A 19,914-nucleotide genomic window follows, 5' to 3' on the forward strand; every position below is an offset into this window, starting at 1 on the left:
GGTTTAATGTTTCCACCAATTTCCTTAGCTTGGCTCCAGTTAACTCATAAAAAGTCCCGTTTAATAATCAGTATTATTGGTGTAGCTTTTTCTGTAGCCTTGATGTTTACAACTACAGGATTAAAAGATGCACTTTTTGAAGATTCTGTTACTATACATAAAACTCTCCAAGCTGATTTAATTATTCTTTCTGCTGATTTTCAATCATTTTGGACAATACATACAAATCCATTTCCTCGCCGGATTCTCTATAGTTTATCAGCCATTAATGGTATAGTTTCTATCAATCCTTTTTATGTGGCTTTCGCTGGGTTTAAAAATCCAGATTTAAAAACTAAAAAAAATATAGGCGTTATTGCTTTTAACCCTGACAAACCGACTTTTAACCTAGCTGAAATTAATCAGCAAACATCAGTTATTAGAAACAATGAAAGTTTTTTATTCGATCGCCTTTCTCGCCCTGAGTATGGTGGAATTGTAGATAAATTCAAAGCCCTAAAAAAACCAGGTTCAGTTGTAACTGAATTATTAGATAATCAAATTAAAATTGGTGGTTTCTTTTCGATTGGCGGAGGAGTCTTTTCTGCTGATGGATTATTAATTACTAGCGACTTAAATTATGCCAGTATTTTTAAAAGACCTATAGAAAAAGTACATTTGGGCTTGATAAGCATAATGCCAGGAGCATCTCCAGAAGAGATTATTAATAAAATTAATCAAAAACTACCTTATCAAGTGAAAGTAATAACTAAAGCAGAGTTCATAAAACTTGAAAAGTTGTATTGGCAAAAGGCAACTCCAATCGGTATAATATTCAATATTTTATCATTAGTTGGTTTTATCTTTGGAGCAGTAATAGTCTACCAAATTATTTTCACGCAAATTTCAGATTATATATCTATATATGCAACATTTAAAGCGATTGGATATACAAATTATTATATAATAGCTCTAGTTTTACAACAATCATTTTTGATGTCTATCATCGGTTATATCCCCGGATTGATCGTTAGTTTAGGCTTATATAGATATATTCAATTTAATACTCGATTGCCAATGATCTTAACCATTGAGAAAGTTATTGTAATCATATCTTTAACAATATTTATGTGTTTTTTTGCAGCCTTAATGAGTGTATTTAAACTAAAAGATGCAGATCCAGCAGAATTATTCCAATGAATTATTTAAAAGCTAAATAACCGAACAATGGAAACTTCTTATATTATTAAAATTGATAATGTTAACCACTATTATGGTAGAGGTTCATTACGCAAGCAGACTTTATTCGACATAAATCTGACAGTTAAATCAGGAGAAATAATTATTCTGGCTGGGCCATCAGGTTCAGGTAAAACAACCTTGCTGACATTGATAGCAGGATTACGTTCTATTCAACAAGGGAGCATTAAAATTTTAGGGACAGAGATATTTAAAGCGAGTAATCAAAAACTTTTACAACTACGTCGTCAACTTGGTTATATTTTTCAAGATCATAATTTAGTTCCTTTTTTAAATGCTGTTCAAAATGTGGAAACTTCTCTATCACTCAATAAAGAGCTTTCTAAAAAAGAAATTCGCCGAAAAGCAGAAATGATTTTAGAAGAAGTTGGATTGGAACAACACATGTATCGAAATCCAAATCAACTTTCTGGAGGACAAAAGCAAAGAGTCGCGATCGCCAGAGCATTAGTTACAGAACCCAAAATAGTTCTAGCAGATGAACCAACAGCATCCTTAGATAAAAATAGTGGGCGTGATGTTGTTGATATCATACAAAGATTAGCGAAACAGCGAGGATGTACTGTAGTTTTAGTAACTCACGATAATCGCATTCTTAATATTGCTGATCGCATTATTAGTTTAGAGGATGGTCGCTTATCCGTCTCTAAGGGAGAACTATTACTTGATATCAGTAACTTCATGTCAGCAGTTAATGATATCGAAAGCAATCAAATTAATAGCATGATTGCAAATTTAAATAGTCAAGAATTTGCAGATTTTCTAAATAAATTAAATCGAGAATTTAAACAGCTATTACAAACACTTAATTTATTCAAAGACCATTCTTTTAACAATAAAATAGATAAAATTATTAAAGTTATATCAGTTAAAATTGCTCAAGTTATCAAAGCAGAACAAGTAACATTTTTTATTGTAGATAGCGAACGCCAAGAACTTTGGTCTAAAAATGCTATAGGTTTAAACCGAGAATTAATTAGTATCAGAATTCCTTTTAATACTGGAATTGCTGGATATGTAGCATCAACAGGAAGAAGTGTTAATATTCCCGATCCTTATAACGATCCTAGATTTAATCGTAAAATTGATCTGGAAACTGGTTTTAAGACAAAAAATATTCTATGTTTACCAATATTTAATTCTCAGCAGGAGGTATTCGCCGTAGCTCAAATTCTAAATAAAGCTGGTGATATACCTTTTGATAGTGAAGATGAGCAAAAAATTTTTTTATTGACTAAATCATTGGGGGTTATCCTGGAAACAAGTATTTTATATATCCAACAAATATCTTTATGGAGAGAGGAAGAGTTCTTTGAAAGTTAGGTTTTAAAAATATCGAAAATAGTTGAAAAATTTATCTAGTTTTTAAAGTCATTTGACTATTTTAGTATTTAATAATCGGTTCAGGTAGTGAAATAATAATCAAAATAACATCAACGATTTTTTTCAAAATCAAAAATATGCAAGTTAAATACTTCGCCATTTAAATAATAAAAAATGAATATTTTTACACGTATAAAATCAAATGTTTGGAGTTATTGTAGAGATTTTTCTACAGTCTTTGTCAAAGCTATAGAACATGAAATATTTGACGATAAAGGCAATAGCTATATTGACTTTTTCTGTGGTGCTGGAGCGTTAAATTACGGACATAACAATCCAAAATTTAAACAATATCTTATCAACTATATTCAAGGGAATGGTATTACCCATAGTCTAGATATGTATACCCAGGCTAAAGGTCAGTTTCTAGAAGCTTTTGAAGAAACGATTCTTAAATCTAGAAACCTAGAGTATAAAGTAATGTTTCCAGGTCCAACGGGTACAAATGCTGTTGAAGCAGCTTTAAAACTAGCACGCAAGGTTAAAGGAAGACCAACTATTGTTCATTGTAAAAATAGTTTTCATGGAGTTACACTTGGCTCACTTTCAGTTACTGATAATCAAAAATATAGAAATGCTTCAGGTGTTCCCCTTAGAAATTCTTATTCAATTCCGTTTAATAACCAACATTGTGAAAATGAACAAGAAATAGACTCATTAGATAAATTTTTTGAGCAATTAAACTCTCTTGGTGAAAAACCAGCGGCAGTCATTTTAGAAATTGTTCAAGCCGAAGGTGGTATTAATGTTGCTAGTGCATCATGGTTAAAACAGCTTTGGCAGCAAACTCAAAAGCAAGATATCTTACTTATCGTTGATGATATTCAAGTGGGGTGTGGCAGAACTGGAACCTTTTTCAGCTTTGAACAGTTTGGATTAAAGCCAGATTTAGTCTGCTTATCGAAGTCAATTAGTGGCTATGGAACCCCAATGTCTTTACTCTTGATTCGTCCTCAATTGGATTGTTGGGAACCTGGAGAACATAACGGTACTTTTCGCGGCAACAATCTAGCTTTTGTGACAGCTAGGGCTGCTATTCTTGAATATTGGCAAAATAATGAATTATTGATAGAAACTAACCAAAAGGCAAGCATATTATCCCAAAAGCTACAAGAAATAGTAGACTTATTTCCGGCACTTCATGGCAAACATCGGGATCGAGGCATGATTCAAGGAATTGCTTGTCAGTCAACTGAAATTGCCTCCAAAATTAGACAAACCGCTTTCCAGCGAGGATTGATTCTCGAAACTGCTGGTTCACATAACGAAGTTCTCAAACTGTTGCCACCTCTGACAATCAGTTATGAGGCTTTATACAAAGGATTAGCCATTATAGAAGAATCAATTGATTATTCTTTAGCAAGTAATCTTAGTTTATCAGGGTATGAAAAGCACTAGCATAGCTAAAACGGTTCCAATTGGACGACCGATCGCTAATACTCAAATTTATATTCTCAATCAATATCTACAACCAGTTCCAATTGGTGTTGTTGGCGAGCTTTATGTCGGTGGATATGGTGTAGGTAGAGGCTATCATAATCGTCCCGAACTAACCCAAGAGAAGTTTATTCTTAACCCTTTTAGCAAAAAAACAGATGAGCATCTCTACAAAACAGGGGATCTAGCTCGCTACCTTCCTGACGGCAACATTGAATATGTAGGCCGGTGCGATCATCAAGTAAAAATTCGGGGTTTTCGGATTGAATTGGCAGAAATTGAAGCAACTCTTGTTTCCCATCTCCAAATTCAACAAGCTTTAGTGATTGTCTGGCAAACTCCCTCTAAGCTAGAGCAACTTGTGGCCTATGTAGTTTCAAAAAAATATTGCTTGGAGGAATCGCAACTGTGCCAATTTCTCAAACAAAAGCTGCCTAATTACATGGTGCCATCGAGCTTTATAATGTTAGAAGAAATGCCCTTAACTCCCAACGGGAAAATTAATCGTCAAGCATTACCACCCCCAAGCCATTCTACTAAGCAAGCGAGTGAGTTTATTCCTCCCCGTAATATTGTAGAACTCCAACTTGCACAGATTTGGTCAGAGGTGCTAGATGTTGATCGCATTGGCATCAGGGATAATTTCTTTGACTTAGGTGGGCATTCTCTGCTTGCAGTTCGCCTCATGACCAAAATCGGGCAAAAGTTTCAAAAAAACCTGCCCTTAGCAACACTTTTTCAATCGCCAACCATTGAACAGCTAGCTAGCCTTCTGCAAGCTCCAATCATAGTTTCCACAGGTTCTCCCCTAATCCCTATTCAGCCCCAAGGTTCTCTTCCTCCCCTATTCTGTATTCATCCTGGCGGCGGTCATGTCTTTTGCTATGTGGAAATCGCTCGGCAACTATCCCCCACTCGTCCAGTATATGGATTGCAAGCACTTGGTCTTGAGAGCGATCGCCAACCATTAACCAGCGTCGAGGAGATGGCGGATGAGTATATTAAGGCTATACGGCAAGTTCAGCCCCAAGAACCTTACTATCTGGTTGGTTGGTGCAGTGGTGGTATCATCGCTTTTGAGATGGCGCAGCAGTTATTAGCTAGTGGGTATCAAGTTGCTTCCTTAGTTTTAATTGATAGTTATCCACCAACGGCAGTCGATCGAAATGAGGACATCGATCGGGATATGCTCATGACGATGCTGATTGAAGAGTTAAGTGGACTTTATGGCAAAGAACTAGCGATTGCATTGGAGGAACTGCATCAACTAGACCCTCTAGATCAATTAAACCTCTTACTTGAAAAGGTGCAACAACTCGGCATCCTACCTAGTGATATGGGAATACAGCAGGCACAAAGATTATGGAATGTTTTCTGTACAAATTTCATGGCTTGCCGTCATTACCAACTAAAAACTTACCCTGCCAAAGCTTTATTAATATGTGCTAGTGAAAACAATCAGTGTAAGGTTCAAGATTCAAATTCCGGTTGGAGCACTATTATCAATGATCTGAAAACCTGTACGATTCCTGGTAATCATTACACCATAGTCCAAACTCCCTTAATCAAAAATCTGATAAAAGCACTAGAAACGTTTCTAGAAATACCGCAAGAAAGATGAGCAATCAACAATACCGTTGCCAATTTGCGAGGCTTTAAGGACTGTAGAAACGGCATGAATACGTCCCAAAGAAGTAAGCTTGGAAAGCGATTTTTTTCGGGGGAGAAGGAACTGACAATGCGGTAAGATGACCCAATGAGCCATTCTGAGCAACTTGTTATCTTTATTACTAAAGAAAGTTGTTAGCAATCACTTGTTTTTATCCGACTTCACAAAATCGCGTTGCTCCCCTTGAATATGGCTGATCGCTTCCAGATATCTGCAAGAGGTCGCTTTAGTAAAAACCCTTCAAATTGTTTCCCTGATTTACTTGTTAGTCGTAGGAAGGAAAGCTTTTCACCCAGACATTTTGGTTGTGATAAAAATCACCGCGCTGTTCTAATGTAAACCCACCCAGCAATAATCCCAACCAGACTTCTACCATCGGCATTTGCAACACACGTTGCAGTTTAACTAAAGAAATTTCATCTTTGACATTTATCAGATGGTTAGCGATCGCGCTCTGCCATTTTTCCACATCCTCATCTGATGCCAAATTGCGGACATCTTCTAAAGTTGTCACCTCATCAAGCATTGCCAAAACATTCGCTTTTTCAACAGGTGCTGCTACAGAATTATCCAACTCAGTAGGAGATGAAAATTGGTGTGGGCCATGTGGTCTAAAGGTTTGTGGTGTTTTCGGTTCAATCAAATCATCTAAATCTAGGTGCATTGTTGTCCGCACTAGACCAGCAAAGAGATCGGTGCTAATAATTGGCCCCTTTGGGTTATTGCGATCGCGAGTATCTTGCAACAGCACTTCGGCACGAGACTTAAGAATATCCGCAATTTGACTGAAGGCAAGCGCTGCGGTTGATAACTGTGCCTCCAAGGGTAATTTTTCAAGCTCCGCATCTAAACATTCCCACATCGGTGCTAGTGTTGATGTCGTTGGAGATTCGGACAACTCATCAAGCACATCCCAGATTGTTAATTGACGATAGGTAGTCATAACTATAAATCTGGATTTAAGGGGCAGGGTCGCACAGGGCAGTGGGTTGGGTTAACCTCAAACATATCCTTATATTGATATAGTGAGATAGCATATTGTTTTGCAAACGCCTGTAACACCTGATCTGTATAGGCGCGGATCTTGCCAGCCGTTAGTCCAAAGCAGTGAATTGGTTCTAAGCGACAAATAGGCTTTTGCCCCAACCAGAGTTCTGCACCCAAGGCGTGCAATGGCTTATCCCCTGGTTCTTTATACAAATACAGCACTGCAAAATATGTTGCTGGGGGTTCGACTGCGATCGCATCAATTTCTGCTGAATTATTCTGGGAGCGGTGGCGGTAAAACGAACGGCGATTATGACAGACTTTGGGATTCCAACACCCGTCCCCTTGTGGCCCATGCAGTAGTTTTGCTTGAGTTGTTGGTAGTTTGGAGCATAGCTGACATTTGGGATCGAGTGGCTTAGGCATAGAGTGAGGGTGTGGGATGTGGGGTGTAGGGTGTAGGGTGTAGGGTGTAGGCGATGAAAAATAATCACACCCTGCTATGCTCTACTTTCAAGAGATCGAATTAAACCCAGTAGAATTTTGCCAACTAATTTACACTGATTAATAACCGGATTTATCACTTCAGCAACAACTAATGCTACACGAATTGAAAGTAAAAGATGAGTTTCAAGTTCTTTAAGCGAACCTTGAGCTATGTATAGAAATTGAATATATTCACCTCTTGTTCTTCTACCATAGCCCCCTGCAATATTAGCTGGAACCGAAACAGAAGCTCTCCTAATTTGTGATATAATACTGTATGTTTCTTCTTTAGGAAATTGTTTTGTGACTTTATAACATTCTTCTGCTAAATTCATAGCTTCTTGCCAAACTTTTAAGTCTTGATACGACTGTATTGACCAAAACTAGGGTGTAGGGGGTAGGGTGTAGGGTTTAGGGAGAAAAGGAAAATCCTGTCGTTGGGGACACTCTATTCCCGAAATAAAGGGGTACAGAGCCAACAATGAATCAGAGATTCAGTGGTCTTAAATCAGTGGTGGATTCAGAGCCAATACTGATCTTCCCTACACCCTACACCCCATACCCCACACCCTTCTTGTTGAGGATTTATCATTCATAATTTATTTAATAAGAAGACTATATTAAATTTTGCATTCGTTCAATAAGATCAACTACACCCTACACCCCACACCCTTTTATTCTTCCTCTCCAATCGCACGATAGTAAGCAGCGATCGCCGCTTCTTGTTCACTGCGAAGTGTATACCGTCGAAACGCTTTCTCGCTTTGATGCCCTGTTAACTTTCGTGCATGGCTGGGGTCAACTCCCAATAGCAATAAGTCAGTAGCGTAGGTGTGACGAAAGGAGTGAGGGTGCAAATCCTCAATGTGAGCTATTTCACCGATTTTTTCCACAGCGAAGTAAATGCCGTGATAACTTAAGCGTTCACCTTTGTATGAAGCATGGTGTGAAATCATCAGTGGACTAAGGCTGTTTAACACCTCTCCTTGCTGTGAGCGTAATTGTAAATAATCTGCCACGACTTCTCGGCTTTCTTTTCGCAGTGGAACCAAGCGTGGTTCATTGGTTTTGGTGTCCGGTAAAAACAGGAGCTTGCCATCAAATGAGCCAACATTTAGCTGTACAACTTCCCCTGCCCGGAGTCCATGACTGAGAATGTGAACCAGTGCTGTATCGCGTTGCTTTGTTTCTCCCAACAATTCCAGCGCTGACCAAACCTGTTCCATCTCTTCTGGAGTTAAACTCTGGGCTGGTGGCAGTGGCACTTTTTCCAGTTTAATCCCCAGTGTGGGATTAGTAGCAATAATGTCAGGATACGTATAGCACATCCATTTAAAAAAGCTTTTGAGTGCCGCAATCCCCGCATTGATGCTGCTTTTTGAAAGCGGTTTACCAACATCAGTCCGTATTTCATCCCGCAGATACTCTTTATATAGTGCGAAGTGACGCGGGCGTAGCTCATGATAGTGCAGCTCACTCCAAGTCAAAAACCGCTTCAGTTCGCGCTCATAAAGCTTGCGGCTATTGAGTGCAAGGTTGTTGCTGCGTAAAAACTCTAGCACCTTTACCCACCGAATATCGGTTGGTGGTCTTGTACTAGCCGTGCGCCCAGTCAGCAATGCTGTTTCAGCGTTCAGAGGAATGAGTTTAATCGGAGGTAAATTATTTAGTTCAGGGTTATTCACAATAATTATGCGATCGCACTCGGTGGCTCTGAATTTAAAAATTCAGTATATGTCACTGTAAGGATAAAATGAGCAACTTTGAAAGCATAAGTTGAGCAACAGATTGCTTGAAACCGTATTAACCATGTCAGAAGGAAAAAATAAATATAGGAGTTTTGAAAGGATAAGTTGAGCAAAAATATGATTGAGAAAGTATAAGTTGAGCAAACATTTTCAACACTTTGTTCATAAATATACAGCCTTGTGCTGAGATAAAGAGTAGGAGAGACTAATTGATCGCAACACTCTCTCCTAACCAAGAATTATGCTTGACAACCTTGAATTTAACAACTGGTGCCGTCAACAAGACCTCAGTCAAGCAGGGCAGGCAATCATTGAGGAGATTCGCAGCAGCAACCCATCTCGTCGAGTAACAGGGGCAAGGAAAAACGTTTGTGGCAGTTACCCCAGTCGAAAAATGGGATGTACTATTCAATTCGAGAGCCATCATAACGAATTAGCACGTATTTATGAACTAGAACATGACCCATGCGTACTCGAATATTACGACCAACCGCCAGCAATAGAATTAGTCTATCAAAGCAAAAGCGGGCGAAAAAATAGACACCAGTATACACCCGATTTCTTTATAATTCGGACAGATTCAGCTTTTTGGGAGGAATGCAAAACAGAACTTGAACTTAACAAGCTGAACGAATTGAATCCAAATCGCTATTGCAAAAACTCAGATGGCAAATGGCATTGTCCCCCAGGTGAAGAATACGCTCATGGTCATGGTTTGGACTTTTATGTATGGTCAGATGCTCTAATTAATTGGAACTTCCAACAAAATCTAATTTGGCTGTTAGATTATTTCGGATACTCATCAGAAATTATAGACGAAAACGAGCAAAGTTTGATTGTAAACACAGTAAACAATCATCTAGGAATCAGCCTGACAGAACTGTTAAAAAATGAAGAAATAAATCCTGATGTACTTTATTGGTTAATTGCTACAGATAAACTTTACGTAGAACTTAATAAAGTTAAACTTTCGCAACCGGAAACAGTATTCGTATTTATTAACCAAAATGTTGCTTTATCTTATGAGCATCTTAACTCAATAGAATCTACAACCCAAACTAGTAATCAAATATTACTCCAAATAGCAGTAGGTACTAATATTTATTGGGATGGAGAGTCATGGGAGATAGTAAATACTGGGACGACCACTACTGGATTATTACGTGCAGATGGCAAACTTATAGAACTACCAAATTTAGCATTTACAGCATTGATTGATACAGGGAAAATTGTGGGAGATAAGACAACACAAACCTCAAATATTAAAACAGCAGCGGCAGAAATTATTAAACACGCAACTTGTGAAGATATTATCGAAGCCAACCGTCGCTACAATTTAATACAACCATACTTAGAAGATGCTCTGAAAGCATATCCAAGCAGCACAATCCGTCGTTGGCGCACTCAGTACCAAAAAGCTTTACTCATTTATGGACAGGGATATCTGGGATTACTGCCTAAACATAACAATAAAGGCAATCGGACTCCAAAAATTGATTCTCAAACCCAAGAATTTATGCTCGATTTTATACTAGAGCATTATGAAACACCCAAACAACGCAGAAAAATACGGGTTTATGAATCATTTGTTTTAGCTTGCCAAACCCATGACCCCCCATTTAAACCACCATCGAGAATCACATTTTGTCAAGCTATCAAACAGCGAAGCGGCCATCATCAAACCAGAAAACGTCTTGGTAATCGAGCGGCTATTTCCGAAGAACCATTTTATTGGGAATTAAAGCAAACTACTCCACGGCATGGCAGTCGCCCTTTTGAGATTGTCCACATTGATCATACTCAAATTGACATTGAATTAGTCAGTTCGTTGGAAGCTCTAACTAATTGTCATATTGCTAGAAACAACTCAATTCATCACAATTTGGGTCGTCCTTGGGCAACCTTCATGGTTGATGCATATAGTCGAAGAATTTTATCAGTTTATCTGACCTTCGATGAGCCAAGCTACCGTGATTGTATGATGGTAATTCGCATATGCGTTGCTAGATTTGGACGGTTTCCGCAAAATATTGTTGTAGATAATGGAAAAGAGTTTCACAGTCATTATTTTGAACAATTATTGGCATCTTATACTTGCACGCTGAAGTATCGACCGCCAGCACATGCTCGGTTTGGTTCAATTGTTGAAAGACTATTTGGGACTGCCAACACGCAGTTTATTCATGAGTTGCAAGGTAACACCCAAATCAAACGCCTTCACCGTAAAGTCACCAAATCTGTCAGTCCAGAAAGATTAGCAATTTGGACACTAGAAGAACTGTACTGTGCTTTTTGCGAATGGGCATATTCTGTTTATGATCAACGATTACATCCGGCATTAGGTACTAGTCCGTGCGATGCTTTTGTTACCGGATTAGCAACAGGTGGAAGTCGCTTACACCGAAGAGTAGCATATGACGAATTATTCCAGATTCTAACTCTACCAGCACCAGATCAACGAAAGCGTAAAGTTCAGCCAGGAAAGGGTGTCAAAATACACAATATTTATTACTGGGCAGATGTATTCCGCGATCCAGAAATCGAAAAATCAATGCTGTGGGTTCGTTATGACCCTTGGAATGCAGGAATTGCCTATGCACTAGCACAAGGACAGTGGGTAAAATGCATTTCTTCTTACTATCAATACTTCCAAGGACGTTCCGAAAAAGAAATTCGGCTGGCGAGTGCAGAACTTAATCAGCGCCAACGCAATTACGGACGTAAGTTAACAATAAATGATCGGGAATTAGTAGAATTTTTAAACTCAAAATTTGCTCAAGAAGGCGCTATCCTGAAACAACGATTGCGCGATACTGAACATGACAAAGTTCACAAAATTATTCAAAATAATTTGATCCTGGAACCAAAGTTAAATTTGGCAGAATTTGCCGTAGAGGAAAATAATGATTGTCCAAGAGATGACTCGACCAATGAAGGTAAAAATTGTGAAATTATCAGCAATTTGACTGCATATAGCACGGAAACCCTTGAATATTATGGAGAGTTCTAATGGCACATGATTATAGCTTTCCTCAAGAATTACTAACTCTACCTATTGCTGACAGAATTTCTTATTTCCAGCAATATACAATGGCGCACCCCAAATTATTAATAGCAGCAGAGAAACTCAAAAATGCAATTGATGACCCAGGATTTTTTTCTTTAATCTTTTTATTTGGTCCAACAGGTGTAGGGAAAACCACCTTATTACGTCGCATCACACAAAGGTTACTAGCTTCTTTTCACAAAGAAATGGAACTAGATAAAGGTTTTATTCCTATTGCTAATATCGAAGTTGCTACCCCGGAATTTAGTAATTTTGATTGGAAAGATTTTTATCTACGTGCTTTGGGCGTTCTCCAAGACCCTTGCATTCAGTTACCTAGTTGTGGTCGAATTACTAATTTGAAGTTGAAAACATCCTTAGAAGCTGCTCTTAAACATCGTCGTCTGAAAGTTTTTTGCCTTGATGAAGCACAAAATCTCAGTAAAGTTGCCAGTGGTCGAAAATTACGCGACCAGACAGACTGTATTAAGTCCCTAGCAAACCTTACTCAAGTCAAATTCGTACTGGCAGGTACTTATGACTTGTTGATACTTCGTAACTTGAGTGCCCAGTTGTGCAGGCGCAGCCTGGATATTCATTTTGAGCGATACAAAGTCGAGAATGAAGAAGATTTAAAAGCTTTCAGAGGTGTTGTTCAAACTTTTCAACGTCATTTACCTTTTGAAGAAGAGCCTGATTTACTTAAATACTGGGATTTTTGCTACGAACGCAGTTTCGGTTGTGTCGGTATTCTCAAAGATTAGTTATCTCAAGCATTGGCAACGGCGTTATTGGATGGAGCTAAAACTCTCACTCTGTCGCATTTAAAATCTTCTGCTTACTCTCATGAACAATGCATGATTATCTTCAACGAAACACGATTAGGAGAAAAGCAACTTGAGTTTACCCCAGATAGTTCGGCTTTGAGAATTGCTTTAGGTTTAGAATCTCATCATGGGTCAGCTACACATAGCACGTCCCAGACAACCAATACAACCAATACTAAATCTCGTCGCTCTACTACTGGTAATACTAAACCTCAACGTCGTCCTGTTGGAGGTGGTGAAAATGTCGGTTGAAAGTTTGGCTAATTATGAGTCGTGGGACTTAACGATGAACCAACTTCCAAAACGCAGCCATCTTTATTCTCTTAAACCAATAGGTTTTGGTACACCCACAGTTGAAAGTTTTACTAGTTACTTACAGCGCTTGGCTGCTGCACATGGTGTCTCGATTGCTAGTTTAATTCGCTATAAAATTACGCCGTTATTTATTCAGAGCAACCAACCACCCGATTTCTTGAAAGCTGATGATGCTATCAAAATGCTCATCAATGCTTGGCATCGAGAGCCTGCACTTTTACAACAGCAGTCTGCTAAATTTTGGTTAGACCGAACGCAACATGTTGAAAAGCTGGTTGCCATCGTTGAGAAATTAACTGCTAGGCTTGATCTGAGTTTTCTGACTTTACTTCAATGCCACTCCTGGCAGCTTAACTTCAATCATATTTTCCATACTGAACAACGTTGGTGTTCTGGTTGCTATCAAGACTGGCGCGAAGCTGATTTACCTATCTATAACCCTTTGTTGTGGACAATAGAAGGTGTAACTGTTTGTCCAGTTCACCAACGTTACCTACAACTGCGGTGCTTGTACTGTGGTTGCTTTCAACAATTTCTCAATCTGGACTGCCATTCTCTTGGCTATTGTTCTGCGTGTAATGCATGGCTCGGTCGGTTTGTAGACAATACTTCTTTTTCTCGGGAGTCCCGGTTTGATTGGGAAAAGTGGGCTGCTCAATCTGTCGGACAGATTTTTGCCGCTATGCCAACGCTTAGTTCGACTTCTTTTTCTCAATATACCCCGCTAGTCAAATATCGGCGAAAACCTACTCTCACTAAGTTTTTAAGGTGGTGTTACAAGCTTGGAATTAACCCTGTTGAGGGTTTGGAAAGTCTCTCAATTATACCGAGCGTACTAAGTTGAACCCACACCAGAGCTACTGGACGGTGCTACTCCTTCCTTTTGTAAGCATAAGTCGAGCAACCCACTTTGAAACCATAAAGTGAGCAACTTGCTCAACTTATGCTTACAGTGACAGTATACACGATCGCGGGGGAATACAAAATAATTAACCCTTTTATCTTTTATCCGCCAAAAACTCCGATAAAAACCACTTTCCTTGATACACAACACTTTCACCAACATGCGATCGCGGAGGGTGCATGTTGGCAACGGAATAGAAACTATTACGCTGCCGATAAATTTTGCTTGTCTTGGTATCGCCTTTGATGCGTAATCCAAGCGATAACCATTTACAGGGTGCTAACTTCCAGTTATAGTTAGCCGTAATTTATTATAAGCACAATGCAACTATAGCTTTGACTTGGTGCAAAGATAGTTTACAAAGTTGCTCAGGCGGTTGTTTTAGTTCCGGTTTAATTCGAGAAGCTATCCACGCGAATATCCCGCCAGACATCAGAAACCTGCCAGCCGGAATTGCCCACCGATTGTACTGGAGGATTGTCAAGGAATGGAACATAGTCAGGAACTCTAGGCTCTGAAATCGCTACTGGTTTCTCTTCAACCTCAACCACAGGGGCTGGAGAATTGACAGTATTAGTTTGAAGAAGTTGGTCTTCTGCTTCTTCGATTAACTTCATCTGTCTCAGGGTAAGCTTGTCGGATTTTTTGATGATCTTCTTAGTATCTGTATCATTAGAAGTTTTCATTGGCTGTTCCTTCAAAGGCATTGGCTCAAAATTTGGATGGGTAAATTTGGGAGAGGCTAGGTATTAATAATTGCACAGAAATAACAAGGTACACCAAATCGATGGAAAATACGAGTCTCTTGCTGAAGAATTTACCAATTGAGTACAAATTTCTTTTTCGGGTAGATGCCCCAGCATAATCTGTTGTACAGATGCAAGTATTAAGCGATCGCTTCTTGACTCATGACTGTACTTCAAGATTGTTTTGCGGTTTTGACTCCTAATGAGCAGATAATAGATGGTTGAGAGTTCTCGCTGTGGAGGAATAGCGTTGAGAAACTTATCAGCTGATAAAGGCACAATCTTAGTAGTAGATGACGAAGCCAGCATCCGGCGGATTTTACAGACGCGGTTAGAAATGATTGGCTACAGCGTAGTTACAGCTAGTGATGGCGAAGAAGCATTACCTAAAACTTCTTCTTTCTCCCCTGCTCAAGAGATCCTCTGCACCACTGCTGCCTCAACGATTGTCCCTTTTCAAGCGTGCCATTGCAATAAGATACCTTGAAAGACATACTCAGGACTGAAGCATAAAAGTGATCCGTTGAGACTCAGTGTAAGAGTATGCAGTAATTTCACTATCTTCTCTGACTCAATGATTATCGTTATTTTTTGGGGGATGGCTGGATTTTTCTGGTTGTTTATTTTTTTGCTGGCATAGGCACTGAAATAATCTTTCACCTTTTCATCCCCCACCCCAGCATTGAGAGTTTGGGAATTCAATGCTAATCTGTATTTGATAGTTTGGGTAGTAATGTAAAAGAATAATTTTTTATAGCGAGTTAAGAATATTTAAAAAAATATTCTTAATTTTTTTACTAAAATATTTTGAATTAAGAAAGAAATTCCTTTTTAGTCATTACTAGTAAAGACTAACCAGCATTTCTTAATTTTATATTGTTAGAGTGGGTGTATTTACAGGAGATGAAATCTTAAATGTTAGTCCTCATCGAGATAGCAACTAATCCTACATATACAAGATATATCCAAATTTCTTTGCTGGCAATAATACTTGGTGGCTTTCTACTAGCTACAATTGTTGGTTCAATTGGTTGGTATATTTCAAAACGGCCTGCTGGGTGGGAAAATGCAGAGACTCCAAACTGGATTGTACAACTTACAAAAAATCTCAATAAACAGAAGTCATCGGATAATTAGAACTGAGATAGTTAGATGAAAGTTTATTTATGAAATTAAGTAAATTAACCCTAAGTAAAAATCTTACAAAACCGTCATCATAATTTATCTAAAATTGTTTAATTTCAGATGTCTTTGTTAGCATTCTGCTACCTAAAGAAAGTTAACAAAGGAGAATATAAGCATGGAAGCAGAAGAAGTATTGCAGAGGTATGCAGCAGGACAACGTAATTTCTGTGGGGTAAACCTTCAAGGAATATACATGAGAGGGGTGAATTTGAGAGGAGTAAACCTTAGTTGGGCTGACTTAAGTAAGGCTTCTTTGATGCATGTTAATCTGAATGAAGCTGATCTGCGTGGAACTTGCTTCAAAGAATCTTTTTTGATATTAGCAAATCTAACTCAGGCAGATTTGAGCTATGCTAACTTCACATCAGCTTATCTGACTTTAGCTAATTTGAGTCAGACCAATCTAAATCAGACGAATTTCACTAAAGCTAACCTCACAAAAGCCAATTTAACCGGAGCAAAATATCTAATTTCAAGCAACCTTGAGCAGGTTATTATAACTGATGCTATTATGTCAGATGGAAAAGTATACAGCAAAATGAGTTTGTGGAAAAAAACAGGTATTTGTCTAAAAATTTGGACAAAGAATGGATTTTATAATTGCTCTCATGTCAAACAGTGATATACTAAGTTATGCCTTTAACTTCTGTAGGCTATCTATCAGAAGTAAGGTAAAAACAAGAGTATAAATCCGGCACTTTGGTACACCTGTAAACGAGACAAAAGTCTCTAAGTTAGAATACCCAGCGCCTGTTTATCAACTTTTATTTTTTATCTGTGAATTGCGGATAGAAATAAAAGTACCATTAAAAAGATTGCAGTTTACACCCTTGGTTATTATGCCAGCAAAATTTTACATTCAGACAGAGTGGGCAACTGGTTTTCTTCACTAAAAGTAGGCAGAAGTCCTACACAAGTTGCGTATCTGGAAGAAAAGGAAATGGCTGGTCAATAATTATCGGCTATTTAAATATTTAGAAAAAATCCATCAGTATCAAAGTTGCGTATATCTTTGATATGCAGACCTAAGAAAAGGGAGTTGCAGTATTGCTCTCATTGTAAATAGTGTCCTGCAATTGGGAACTATAAAACGAAGAACTGATCGGGATTTTTCTCTCTTCTGCTCATACTGTTGAATGTCTCATTCAATTGGTAGTCTTTCAGATATTTTCTAGTTTTATTTCAACCTTTCAAAACTATCAGGAGTAAATATGCAAGCAGCAAACGTAACTCTGGGAATTCCCAACCTCAACACTATGAATACCCAGGATTATATTGAACTAGAACAGCAATATGGTGCTGATAATTATCATCCTTTAGATGTAGTCATTACTAAAGGGCAAGGAGTGTGGATATGGGATATAGAAGGTAAAAAATATCTAGATTTTCTTTCAGCTTATTCAGCATTAAATCAGGGTCATTGTCATCCCAAAATTCTTGCAGCCATGATTGAGCAAGCCGAGAAAGTTACACTAACTTCCAGGGCTTTTCGCAATGACCAATTGGGAAAATTTTATGAGAAGCTTTCTGAGATTTCTGGTTTACCTAAAGTGCTACCCATGAATTCGGGAGCAGAAGCTGTGGAAACGGCTATCAAAGCCATTCGTAAATGGGCTTATAAAGTAAAAGGTGTACCAGAAAATCAAGCAGAAATTATTGTTTGTAGTAATAATTTTTCTGGACGCACTATTAGTTTAATCAGTTTCTCTACAGAAGAACAATATCAAGATGGATTTGGGCCTTTAACTACTGGGTTTAAAGTTATCCCTTTTGGTGATGCTGAAGCATTAGAAAAAGCAATTACTCCTAATACTGCTGCATTCTTGGTAGAACCAATTCAGGGTGAGGGAGGTATTATTGTTCCTCCTCATGGGTTTTTAAAGCAAGCAGAACAAATCTGTCGCCATCATCATGTATTACTAGTTTTTGATGAAATTCAAACTGGGTTGGGAAGAACAGGTAAAATGTTTGCTCATCAATATGAGAATGTTAAGCCTGATGGCATAACTGTAGGAAAAGCTTTATCTGGTGGATTTTATCCCATTTCTGCGTTTATTTCTACTGACGAAGTGATGGCTGTATTTCAACCAGGAGATCATGGTAGTACCTTTGGTGGAAATCCTTTAGCTGCGGCTATTGGAATTGCAGCACTTGATGTTCTTATAGAAGAAAATTTGCCAGATAGAGCCTTACAACTGGGAGAATATTTTTTAGATAAATTACAATCAATTGAGAGTCCATATATCAAGGAAGTGCGTGGCAAAGGCTTATTAATTGGGATGGAATTGCATCCCGAAGCTGGTGGTGCTAGACGGTTTTGTAAAGCCTTAGCTAAAGAGGGGTTATTAGCTAAAGAAACTAGAGATAATGTCATTCGCTTTGCTCCACCCTTGGTTATTTCCCAAGATGAAATAGATTGGGCGTTGGAGAAAATTGAGCGAGTTTTGACAACGACTTGTTAGTTTGGCGTAAATTGAGTATGATGGGTGACTTGTAGTGTTTGAGAAGTCATTAGTAGCAAAATTGAACAATCGTTTCATCCAACTCATGAGTATCTGGGAATTGCACGTCAAGTTAAATAAAAGACGGCAATCTGATCCTGGTTTGTCCTGGTACGACCACTGCGAAGCGCCTAGTACATTGGCAAGACTTGCCTTGTAGTCGCTGTGCAGACCGTATGACTTTTATTTTCAATAAAAAGGACAATCTACCATGAATCGTGAAGAACTTTTGCAACAGACTGTGCAACCAATTGACATCAAAGCTTTCGATGTTGTTGGCTTAGTGGAAGCTATGAGTAAGACAGCTTTCCAAGGTCGAAATTTGGGAAGGGCAGCAAAAATTTATGACGCAATGCTGCAAGATAAAGAATGTACGATTATTCTGTGTTTAGCTGGGTCTTTGTTTAGTGCTGGACTCAAGGGAATAGTCCACGATTTAATTACTCACAATATGGTAGATGCGATCGTGTCTACTGGCGCTAACATTGTTGACCAAGATTTCTTTGAAGCGTTAGGTTATCGTCATTATGTTGGCGACCCCTTTGCTGATGATGAGGTGTTAAGACAGGAACGGATAGACCGCATATATGACACCTATATTGATGAAGATCAACTGCGGGTGTGTGACATGACGATCGCAGAAATCGCCGAGAATTTAGAGAAGCGTCCCTATTCTTCACGGGAATTTATTGAGCAGATGGCGGTTTATTTAGAACGCCGGGGTAACTATGGTCAATCTGTAGTGCAAGCCGCTTATCAACACCAAGTCCCGATTTTTGTCCCCGCTTTTAGTGACTGTTCTGCTGGCTTTGGCTTAGTGCATCACCAATGGAATTCTCCAGAATCTCATTTAACCATTGACTCAGTACGAGACTTCCGGGAGTTGACGCAGTGCAAACTGGCTTCCAACTACACTGGATTGGTGATGATTGGTGGTGGTGTACCAAAAAACTTCGCCCAGGATACGGTGGTAGCTGCGGAAATGCTGGGATTTGAGACGAGTATGCACAAGTATACAATTCAAGTTACCGTCGCCGATGAGCGGGATGGTGCTTTATCTGGTTCTACCCTTAAAGAGGCTCATTCTTGGGGGAAGGTGGATAAAGCTACTGAACAGATGGTATTTTCTGAGGCGACTGTGGCGTTCCCGTTAATCGCGGGGTATGCGTATCATAAGGGGAACTGGCGCGATCGCCAACCGCATTGTTTAGCTGAGTTATTCACTAAACCTCAACCCAAGGTAGTGACTGTGTAGAAATTTTCAGGGGGATAAATTTACTCCCCTGTCACAGACAAACAATAATCTCAAAATATTACCTATAGCGTGCTTTACTCTCCTTCATTTTGCTGCCAAGATGAAGGAGAGTATTTATCTCTTGTGTTAGATCTGGAGTTTAGACTAAGCTATGCAAAACGACCCAGCAGGGCTGAGTTAATCAGA

17 protein-coding genes and 1 pseudogene are annotated in these 19,914 nt (G+C 38.8%); 13 read left to right on the top strand and 5 right to left on the bottom strand.

Going from position 1 to position 19,914, the window contains the following annotated elements; all coding sequences use genetic code 11:
* Nucleotides 1-6 precede the first annotated feature (6 nt).
* The 4 genes from devC (at nucleotide 7) to RMX89_RS21615 (ending at nucleotide 5,680) form a co-directional block, all read left to right on the top strand.
* Nucleotides 7-1,179: an ABC transporter permease DevC gene (devC, locus tag RMX89_RS21600; RefSeq protein ID WP_322690386.1), complete on the top strand. Its 1,173-nt coding sequence runs from the start codon at nucleotides 7-9 to the stop codon at nucleotides 1,177-1,179.
* Nucleotides 1,180-1,206: 27 nt separating this feature from the next.
* Nucleotides 1,207-2,562 (top strand): ATP-binding cassette domain-containing protein, encoded by a 1,356-nt coding sequence (locus RMX89_RS21605; RefSeq protein WP_322690387.1) that lies wholly within the window; start codon nucleotides 1,207-1,209, stop codon nucleotides 2,560-2,562.
* A 174-nt stretch (nucleotides 2,563-2,736) separates the two neighbouring features.
* Nucleotides 2,737-4,020: a diaminobutyrate--2-oxoglutarate transaminase gene (ectB, locus tag RMX89_RS21610; protein WP_322690388.1), complete on the top strand. Its 1,284-nt coding sequence runs from the start codon at nucleotides 2,737-2,739 to the stop codon at nucleotides 4,018-4,020.
* Nucleotides 4,007-5,680, top strand: a complete 1,674-nt coding sequence (locus tag RMX89_RS21615) for an alpha/beta fold hydrolase (protein ID WP_322690389.1) — start codon at nucleotides 4,007-4,009, stop codon at nucleotides 5,678-5,680. The genes ectB and RMX89_RS21615 overlap by 14 nt, the downstream gene beginning before the upstream one ends.
* A 313-nt stretch (nucleotides 5,681-5,993) precedes the next feature.
* Here RMX89_RS21615 and RMX89_RS21620 read toward each other — a convergent pair whose 3' ends face one another.
* The 4 genes from RMX89_RS21620 to RMX89_RS21635 all read right to left on the bottom strand — a co-directional run bounded on the left by RMX89_RS21620 (nucleotide 5,994) and on the right by RMX89_RS21635 (nucleotide 8,889).
* Entirely contained in the window at nucleotides 5,994-6,671 is a 678-nt protein-coding gene (locus RMX89_RS21620; RefSeq protein ID WP_322690390.1) for a hypothetical protein, read from the bottom strand.
* A 2-nt stretch (nucleotides 6,672-6,673) separates the two neighbouring features.
* A complete protein-coding gene (locus RMX89_RS21625) occupies nucleotides 6,674-7,141 on the bottom strand; it encodes a hypothetical protein (protein WP_322690391.1) in 468 nt (155 codons plus the stop codon).
* Nucleotides 7,142-7,215: 74 nt separating this feature from the next.
* Nucleotides 7,216-7,536: a four helix bundle protein gene (locus RMX89_RS21630; RefSeq protein WP_416211997.1), complete on the bottom strand. Its 321-nt coding sequence runs from the start codon at nucleotides 7,534-7,536 to the stop codon at nucleotides 7,216-7,218.
* A 339-nt stretch (nucleotides 7,537-7,875) separates the two neighbouring features.
* Entirely contained in the window at nucleotides 7,876-8,889 is a 1,014-nt protein-coding gene (locus tag RMX89_RS21635) for a site-specific integrase (RefSeq protein WP_322690400.1), read from the bottom strand.
* A gap of 301 nt (nucleotides 8,890-9,190) precedes the next feature.
* On the opposite strand from RMX89_RS21635, the gene RMX89_RS21640 reads away from it, so the two are divergent.
* Genes RMX89_RS21640 through RMX89_RS21655 form a run of 4 tightly spaced genes read left to right on the top strand, consistent with a single transcriptional unit; the run spans nucleotide 9,191 to nucleotide 13,981 of the window.
* Nucleotides 9,191-11,959 (top strand): DDE-type integrase/transposase/recombinase, encoded by a 2,769-nt coding sequence (locus tag RMX89_RS21640; protein ID WP_322690392.1) that lies wholly within the window; start codon nucleotides 9,191-9,193, stop codon nucleotides 11,957-11,959.
* Nucleotides 11,959-12,759, top strand: a complete 801-nt coding sequence (locus tag RMX89_RS21645; protein WP_322690393.1) for an ATP-binding protein — start codon at nucleotides 11,959-11,961, stop codon at nucleotides 12,757-12,759. Before RMX89_RS21640 ends, RMX89_RS21645 begins: the two co-directional genes overlap by 1 nt.
* Before the next feature lie 12 nt (nucleotides 12,760-12,771).
* Nucleotides 12,772-13,074 carry a hypothetical protein gene (locus tag RMX89_RS21650; RefSeq protein WP_322690394.1) on the top strand — a complete coding sequence of 101 codons (303 nt, stop codon included), beginning with the start codon at nucleotides 12,772-12,774 and terminating at the stop codon, nucleotides 13,072-13,074.
* A complete protein-coding gene (locus RMX89_RS21655) occupies nucleotides 13,064-13,981 on the top strand; it encodes a TniQ family protein (protein WP_322690395.1) in 918 nt (305 codons plus the stop codon). Before RMX89_RS21650 ends, RMX89_RS21655 begins: the two co-directional genes overlap by 11 nt.
* A gap of 452 nt (nucleotides 13,982-14,433) precedes the next feature.
* On the opposite strand, the gene RMX89_RS21660 is transcribed toward RMX89_RS21655, so the two are convergent.
* A complete protein-coding gene (locus RMX89_RS21660) occupies nucleotides 14,434-14,727 on the bottom strand; it encodes a hypothetical protein (protein WP_322690401.1) in 294 nt (97 codons plus the stop codon).
* Nucleotides 14,728-15,004: 277 nt separating this feature from the next.
* Between RMX89_RS21660 and RMX89_RS21665 the strand changes: the two are divergent.
* The 5 genes and pseudogenes from RMX89_RS21665 to RMX89_RS21680 all read left to right on the top strand — a co-directional run.
* Nucleotides 15,005-15,211: pseudogene (locus RMX89_RS21665) on the top strand (hypothetical protein); the annotation flags it as partial.
* Between the two features lie 491 nt (nucleotides 15,212-15,702).
* Nucleotides 15,703-15,924, top strand: a complete 222-nt coding sequence (psb35, locus tag RMX89_RS34560) for a photosystem II assembly protein Psb35 (protein WP_322705452.1) — start codon at nucleotides 15,703-15,705, stop codon at nucleotides 15,922-15,924.
* A gap of 163 nt (nucleotides 15,925-16,087) precedes the next feature.
* On the top strand, nucleotides 16,088-16,594 hold the full coding sequence (locus tag RMX89_RS21670) for a pentapeptide repeat-containing protein (RefSeq protein ID WP_322690396.1): 507 nt from the start codon (nucleotides 16,088-16,090) through the stop codon (nucleotides 16,592-16,594).
* A gap of 589 nt (nucleotides 16,595-17,183) precedes the next feature.
* On the top strand, nucleotides 17,184-18,434 hold the full coding sequence (rocD, locus tag RMX89_RS21675; RefSeq protein ID WP_322690397.1) for an ornithine--oxo-acid transaminase: 1,251 nt from the start codon (nucleotides 17,184-17,186) through the stop codon (nucleotides 18,432-18,434).
* A gap of 250 nt (nucleotides 18,435-18,684) precedes the next feature.
* Nucleotides 18,685-19,728, top strand: a complete 1,044-nt coding sequence (locus RMX89_RS21680) for a 1,9-bis(guanidino)-5-aza-nonane synthase (RefSeq protein ID WP_322690398.1) — start codon at nucleotides 18,685-18,687, stop codon at nucleotides 19,726-19,728.
* Nucleotides 19,729-19,914 lie beyond the last annotated feature (186 nt).

The sequence above is a fragment of the Nostoc sp. DedSLP04 genome (assembly GCF_034530775.1).
In the GTDB taxonomy this organism is placed as follows: Bacteria; Cyanobacteriota; Cyanobacteriia; order Cyanobacteriales; family Nostocaceae; genus Nostoc.